The 7,401-nt window shown below is 27.6% G+C and carries 4 protein-coding genes and 1 tRNA gene; 2 read left to right on the top strand and 3 right to left on the bottom strand.

Annotation, left to right across the window (positions count from 1 at the left end; genetic code table 11):
• Positions 1-258: 258 nt before the first annotated feature.
• The gene (locus tag KQA_RS0217840) at positions 259-1,473 is read right to left on the bottom strand and encodes a site-specific integrase (protein WP_010182988.1); all 1,215 of its coding nucleotides are present in this window, start codon (positions 1,471-1,473) and stop codon (positions 259-261) included.
• 115 nt (positions 1,474-1,588) lie between these two features.
• Here KQA_RS0217840 and KQA_RS20405 point away from each other — a divergent pair.
• Positions 1,589-1,691, top strand: a tRNA-Leu gene (locus tag KQA_RS20405).
• Between the two features lie 225 nt (positions 1,692-1,916).
• Complete coding sequence (locus tag KQA_RS0217835; RefSeq protein ID WP_010182985.1) at positions 1,917-4,331, top strand: S8 family peptidase; 2,415 nt, start codon at positions 1,917-1,919, stop codon at positions 4,329-4,331.
• Here KQA_RS0217835 and KQA_RS0217830 read toward each other — a convergent pair whose 3' ends face one another.
• Both KQA_RS0217830 and KQA_RS0217825 read right to left on the bottom strand, forming a co-directional pair.
• Positions 4,332-5,348 (bottom strand): AAA family ATPase, encoded by a 1,017-nt coding sequence (locus KQA_RS0217830; RefSeq protein ID WP_010182984.1) that lies wholly within the window; start codon positions 5,346-5,348, stop codon positions 4,332-4,334.
• 104 nt (positions 5,349-5,452) lie between these two features.
• Positions 5,453-7,123: a hypothetical protein gene (locus tag KQA_RS0217825; RefSeq protein ID WP_010182982.1), complete on the bottom strand. Its 1,671-nt coding sequence runs from the start codon at positions 7,121-7,123 to the stop codon at positions 5,453-5,455.
• Positions 7,124-7,401 lie beyond the last annotated feature (278 nt).

The raw sequence follows: 7,401 nt of genomic DNA, 5'->3' as shown, positions 1-7,401 counted from the left end.
TTTTTACAAAAATAATACAGCAAAGAATATCTCAAAAGATGTACTTGCTCGGGGGGATACGTAATAACAAATAGTAAATGTTTTACCTATGTTTTACCCCTTAACTATTCTCAAGATTTTAATTTGAATCCTAGAATGTAATAAAAACAAAACAACCCTTTGAAAATCAAAGGGTTGTTTAAGTACTGAAGGCGGGACTTGAACCCGCACGAACATTACTGTTCATTGGATTTTAAGATAATTGAATTTATAGTTGAACTAAAAATCAAGAACGCTTTCAAGCGCATTATCAGCTTCTTTATGTATGAAATTCCCTTGGTAACCAATAGTTGTGCTTAAATGTGAATGTCTATATAGCTTTTGAAGCATATGAGGAGAAATTTTATCTCCAGCTATATTACCAAAGGAGTGGCGTGCAATATGCATAGTTATTTTTTTATCAATTTTTGCCCTTTGAGCAATTTCATCAAGGTACTTGTTGAACTTTTTTGTTGCGGTTTTTGTTTTGCAATAAATATCTCTTGAATCATTTTCTTTTGCTTTTTTTAGCTCAGGGAATATGAAATCTTCAGGTGATCTTTTTTCGTCTTCATAATAGCCAATAATCATTTTTACTTTTAATGGAATTTTTAAGGAATCAACTTTTTTATTTTTCCCCATTCTATAATACAATCTTTCATCTTTAATATCGGACCATTTCACTTTTAAAACATCCGAAACTCTCATTCCTGCTAAGTAAAATGAGAATAGAAAAATGTTTCTTGAATGCCATATGGTTGAACCTTTTGAAAGATCAAGGTTTTCAATAGCATTAATTTCAATCTCCTCAAGACCTATTTTTATGGTTTCAGGAAATTTGATTTTGATTTTATTTTTTCCAAAAGGATAATACTTCTGGTCTACTAATCCGTCTTTAATACCTAGATTAAATAGTGTTCTAATCACAATAAGGGAATTCATTATTGACCTTTCTGAGACTTTTCTAGATGTAGCAAGATAGATTTTAAACCGTTTCAGCATCCCTTGGTCAATTTCTTCAAAAGGAATGTCTTTGTTTCCTAAGAACTCTTTAAAGTGTTTGATTCTACCTTGTTCAGATATCAGTCGGCTATGTTTTCCGAGCTTACTTAAATCTTGGAAATATTGCTCTGAATATTCAAAGAATAATTTTGAGTTATTTCCACCTTTGAGAAGTGAAGTTATTTTGGAGGAAGAGTATGGTTTCTTGTTAGTTCTGAAATTAAGAATTAAATCATCAGCCTCTGTAATTTTCTTTAAGATTAAATTATTCAAACGAGCTGCGCTATGATAGGAATTTTTAACCTTTGATTTTTTCTGATCCCAGTGTTTTTCTTCAATCCAATATAAATATATGTAACTTGGTTTACGGTCTTTAATAATTCTGAGCGCTATTGGAAATTTTTCATCAGCTCTTTTTTTGCTTTTATATAGAATTGCTTTGACAGATCCCATGTTTATTTATTTTTGGTCTAAGATAAATCATTTGGGTTAAACATAGGTTAAACAATTTGGAGTTTTTATGAGTCTTTAAATGAAATTAAGAGCTTCTATAGCCTTCGATATGATTAGGTTTAATGGTAATTTACGTTTATTAACGTGTTTTTCAGTACTAGATTCACTGGATTCAAAATCCAGTGTCGCAAGACGTGCGGGTTCGATTCCCGCCTTGAGTACTTAAAAACCCTGTGAAACGTTTGTTTTACAGGGTTTTTTGTTTTTTAGGGCAACGAATAGGGCAACGGATATTTTAAAAGCATATAAAAGACGTTGTTTTTTGAATTTATTTATATTTAAGTTGTTGGTATGTAAAACCTTAGTGTAATTTCATTATTTTTAAGAAATGTATAAAGTATTGTGATATAAAATTTATTATCGCATGTGTTTAAAAAAATATAATGATAAATAGACATCTGTTTCTTAAAAATAATAAAAGTCAAAATAACAGTTTTAAAAGAACAAGAAATGTTCAAATTAGACCGGATGATATTGAAGAAACAATTTCCTCTAAAACAATTAAGCCACTTCAAATTAATAATTTACGTTCTAACTATAATTCTTTTAATGAATTAAGAGAAAATAGATATTCTAATAGGACAATTGAATTCCCTAAATACATTGATCTAATAGAAGTTTATTTTTTTCCAATTTTTAATAGTGATTTAAAAAAGAAATTTTTTCAAAAGTATGGATTATTACCTGTTTCATATAGTGGATTCAACAAAACTGTTGTTTTTGAAGTTGTAAATTTTGACCTTTTTGAAATTTTTAAGCAGCATATTGAATTAATAATTAGTTACAAAGAAGCAATAGCTTATTCTGGTCAAGAATATAATTTAATTGCAAACATTATGAAATTTAATTTTATTGATAAAAGAACTTTCACTTATCAAGAAGATAATATAATTTTATCAATTATTAATGTTTCTAATTCCATAGCCAAATTACAAAAAGAAGCACTTATAACTTATTTAAATGACAATGAAATTAATTATTCTGTAAATCATAATGAAGATATTTTTTACCTAGATAAAATAAGTAGTGATGATATAAAAATAATTGAAAGGAATTTTGATATTGTTAAAATTATAACTAGTTCTAGGGCGAATACTGTTCGCCCAGGTAAACTTGGTAATTTGAGAATGGAATATGGTTTTGAAGTTAATATACCTGACAATCTACCGATTGTTGGTGTTATAGATACAGGCGTTAATATAATTAGACCTTTTGAAGATTTAGTTTTAGATAATGGAATTAATATAACGGGGGAGGTCGATTCTGATTATTCTGGTCATGGAATTTTAGTTGCAGGATTAGTTATATTTGGAACAGATTTGCCAGCTTCTGTTAAAGGCGTATACAATGCTAAAAGCAAAGTACTTCCAATTAAAGTGCTGCACCATGGGGCTGATGGAATTAACTTTCCTAAGTTATTAAATTCTATAAAATTAGCCAATAAAGAATTTGGTGTACGAATTTTTAATATGTCATTAGTTTTTGGACAAACTAAAAATTATAACGAAACATTTTCTGATTTTGCATTTGAATTGGATAGGCTTTCTTATGAGAATGATTTACTAATTTTTATATCTGTCGGAAACTTTGATGATTCTTCTTTAAAAGAGTTACTAACTACTGATTACCATAAAGAGCACAATTATCCAGAGTTTTTTTATTCACTGAATTCTAAATCTCCTGTACATTGTTGTTCAAATACTAATATTTGTGTTCCTTCAGAATCATTGAATAATATTTCGGTTGGTGCTTTAGCGGGAAATATTGAAGAAGGTGATAATTCAGATATTACGCCATTAAACATATACCCAGCATATTACACTAGGAAATTTCATTATGATTATGATCAAGAGATAAATCAAACAGAGTTTAGACGAAATCAAAAAAATAAGTATTTAAATAAACCTGATCTTGTTTTTGATGGTGGAGATTTATTAAATAATAACTCAGGAATAGAAGTTTTAACTGATTCTTCTAATTTTTACAAGAGGACATCAGGTACTAGTTTAGCCTCTCCTTTGGTAGCGTCATTAGCGGCAGAAGTAGAGCATGCCTATCCGAGTTTGAAAACACAAACTATAAAAGCCTTACTAATAAATAGTGCGACTTTTATTAAATATAGTAATTTGCCTCATTTCAAAAATAATGAAATTCTTCTACGGAAATTGACTGGTTTTGGAGTTCCGAATAGGGATATTCTCATAGGTTCAGAAAACAATTCAATAACATTGATTGTTGAAGATGAGATAAATACATCAGAAATATTATCAATCCCAATCTATTTGCCTGAATATTTAAAAAAATCTGCAAATAAATTAATTTTCAATATAACACTCGCATATAGTTTTTTTCCAGATAAAGGGAATCATCTTAGTTATGTGCCTCTCCAAATTGCATTTAATATTGTCAAAGACTTGCCTTTGGATACTATAGCAAATGGTAAATCAAATGATTATTCTATAAAATCAGGATTTTCATGGAGTGAAGATCATTTTGGAAAAGAAAATCGTAGTTTTTCGAATATACAAGATAAGGAATACAAACTTCAACCAAATGATATAGATAAGCTTAATGGATCATTAGCATTAGCGATTCGTTGTTTATCAAAAGACGATATTGATGAAGGATTAAGTGATCTTTTAAAGAAAAATAGCCATGCTTTTTCTCTTGTTTTAACTATTACTGAAGAAATAAAAAATGAAACAGAAAACAGTTTATATAGTGAAATGTTAGAAATTAATACTTTAGATATAATAAGTGATAACTTGTTAGAAAGTGATTTAAATATAGAAAATTAGTTACTTTTTTAAAGCTTTTTTTTCTAATTCAATTAAGTTTGACCAAATTGATACATTTATTTTTTGCACTATTTTTTTACTATCAAGCTGTTCAAAAAGTGAGCGTTTAATGGTGTTTATTAACGTTTTCTGAATACTATAATAACTAAGTCCTTCACATTTCTTAATTATACGACTTAATATAGTTTTTGAAGGAGATTTAAAATTCCCTTTTTTGAGAGTTAAAAGAATAAGTTCTTCAATTTGAACTTTATTAGGTAAAGAAAATTCTAAATTAACATCAAAACGTCTAAGTAAAGCGTCATCCAACATGTTTTCTTGATTTGTTGCTGCAATTACTATAGATGATTGAGGTAAATAATCAAAAAGTTGAAGAATTGTATTTACAACTCTTTTCATCTCACCGTGATCTTGATTGTAGTCACGTATTTTTCCTATAGAATCAAACTCATCTATAAAAATGATACTTTCTTCTTGAGATGCTTTTCTAAAAACCTTTGCTAAATTTTTACTTGTTTCTCCAAGTTTAGAAGAGACGATAGCACCTAGATTAACTACATACATTTGTTTATTTATTTCACCTGCAATAACATAAGATGCTAAAGTTTTTCCGCAACCCGAAGGGCCATGAAGTAATAATTTGTTTGAAACAGGGAGATCGAATTTTTGTAATAATTCAACTGAATTATTTTCCTTAATAAAATGTATTAATTCATTTTTAACTTCAGAGCTTACAACTAGATTTTCTAAACGATAATCAGATTTTAGTTTGTCGATGAATAAGTCAGAGACCTCTTTTTCATTTTGTCTGCTAAAATAATGATCAGAACCAACTTTTGTTAAATACCCTGAGCTGCGATTAGATTCTTTAACTAAGGATTGTAGTTGAAGTGCCAAATTTACTTTTCTCGTACCTCTGTAATATTCTATAAATTCATTTAAAGAATTCAGTAGTTTTTCACGATCATTTTCAAGACCATATCGTGCAATATCTTTTATGTGATCTATTTGTGCCAAACTTTGTGTATATAGTTATTGCAAAAGTACAATAATAAAGTATTAAAATAATATTTTATTATTTCCCTATAATGTATAATATGATTATTTTTCTATAATAATTTTTAAAAAGGAATATCATCATCCTTATTATTAAAAGGGTTTTCATAGTTGTCATTATTGCTATCAAAATGATTATCATTGATATCATGTTCATCATCGGAGAGTTTAAAAAAGCTATCTCTATCATTAATGTCATTCATAGCACTTTGAAATTGATAAATTGTTTCTCGTGTATCTTCTGGAAAATCTGAGATTGATATTTTTTTAGATGCAACTATGTCATCTACAGCTGTTATTGTAAAATTTAGACTGCCATCAGCTTGTTGCCAAACATTACAAGATAAAGCTTGGTTTTTTCTAAAAAAAACATCTTTATTAACACTTTGTATGTTATGATATAGTAATTGACCTTTTTTTTGATAATCTGGATTTTTAGACATGTTTACTGAAATTCTGCTAGCAATTTTAGTGCTGTTTTTTTTGAATTGTACTTTCGGATTTTCAGTCTTTACTTTTACTGTTTGTGATACTTCGAATAGAGAAAACTTATCTTTGTAGTTTAAGAAGTACTCGTTAACTAAATAATTTCTTTCTGTTATTTTAGGTAAATGACATGGGAAATTATCAAAGATGCAATTATCATTGCCAATCCAATTAAACAAAGAAAATGGAGAGCTAATTTTTTTTAGCAGTGAATCTTTAATATTTGATATACTTAATTTTTTGAAAATAAGATTTGAAAGGGATTCAATATCGATTATATCGTATTCAATAGGTTTGATAAATTCATTAATAAAGTCATATAAATCATAAGAATTTATATATTTATTTGCCACTTTATTTATATCATTTTGATTGGGGTGTTCTATAAGGTATTGAAGTAGCTCATTTTCATCGTGACTTAACTTTTTGTTAGTTTTTTTTAAAAATGTAAACCATTTATCATATTTGTCATTATCAGTCCATTTAATTGAAATCTCTTTTTTTTCAAGATTGTCAGAAATTATTTTATATATTTTTTTTTTAAAACTTGAAATATCTTTTTTTAGATTGGCTTCATTGATTACAGGTGGCTCAGAATAAATAGTATTGTTAATTTTAAATTTATCTCCCTGAAAAGTTACTAGTCTTTCTACTCCTGAGTGATACCAAATATTCAAATTTTGATTGAGCATTTTATCCTTAGAAAAATTACAATTAGGGCATTCTCTACTAACAATATCCTTTCTACTTTCATGATAAGTTTTCCATTGAAGAAAATATTTATGACCACAGGAGTAACATGTTTTCTTGAGATTTGTGAAACTAATAGGTGTTTTATACCAATCTTTGTAAGCTACTAATTTACGATATTCCCAGTCTAATCGTTTTTCTGTAATTGGATTGTACACCTTTTCGTAAATTAGCATACAAGCCAATTCTTTGTCATCGAGATCAATAATAAATTCAATAAATTCTTTTTGTTGACCTTTAGTTGTGTGCAGCCATTTTTTTACTTTTTCGAAATCTAAATGTTTTTTTATTTTTTTTGAAAGATCATTATATACTTCGATTTTTATATCTTTTAATCCCTTTGGTATTAAGTTTTCTTGAGTGTAAACACTATAACACATCATTTTTTTTACATGATTGAAATAATTTTTAAGTTCTGAGAAATCTTGATTATACTGATGCTTCACTTTTTCAAGAATAGTTTCCCAATTTTCAATTTTGTAAAAGGTTTTGTTGTTCATACTTTCTGTAATTTTAATATTTATTAAATATAAATATTAAAGCTTACTATTTAATTTGTTATTATGAGCGTAACTATTGTAAAGTCTTTTATAATAATATTAAAGACCTCGTTAAGGCAGCTTTCATTTCCTTATAAAGCGTTAACATGACTAATAATTTCTTCAGTCAGATTTTTATTTTTTATTTCCTCTACATTACAATCTAGAACTTTTTTCAAAATTGGATACTCCGTTTCGATTTGTGCCAGTAATTTCGGAGTAAACCGTGCCACGTATTT

The sequence above is a fragment of the Aquimarina agarilytica ZC1 genome (assembly GCF_000255455.1).
In the GTDB taxonomy this organism is placed as follows: domain Bacteria; phylum Bacteroidota; class Bacteroidia; order Flavobacteriales; family Flavobacteriaceae; genus Aquimarina; species Aquimarina agarilytica.
The sequence above is the reverse complement of the archived record's forward strand: the minus strand, read 5'-3'. Positions and strand labels throughout refer to the sequence as shown.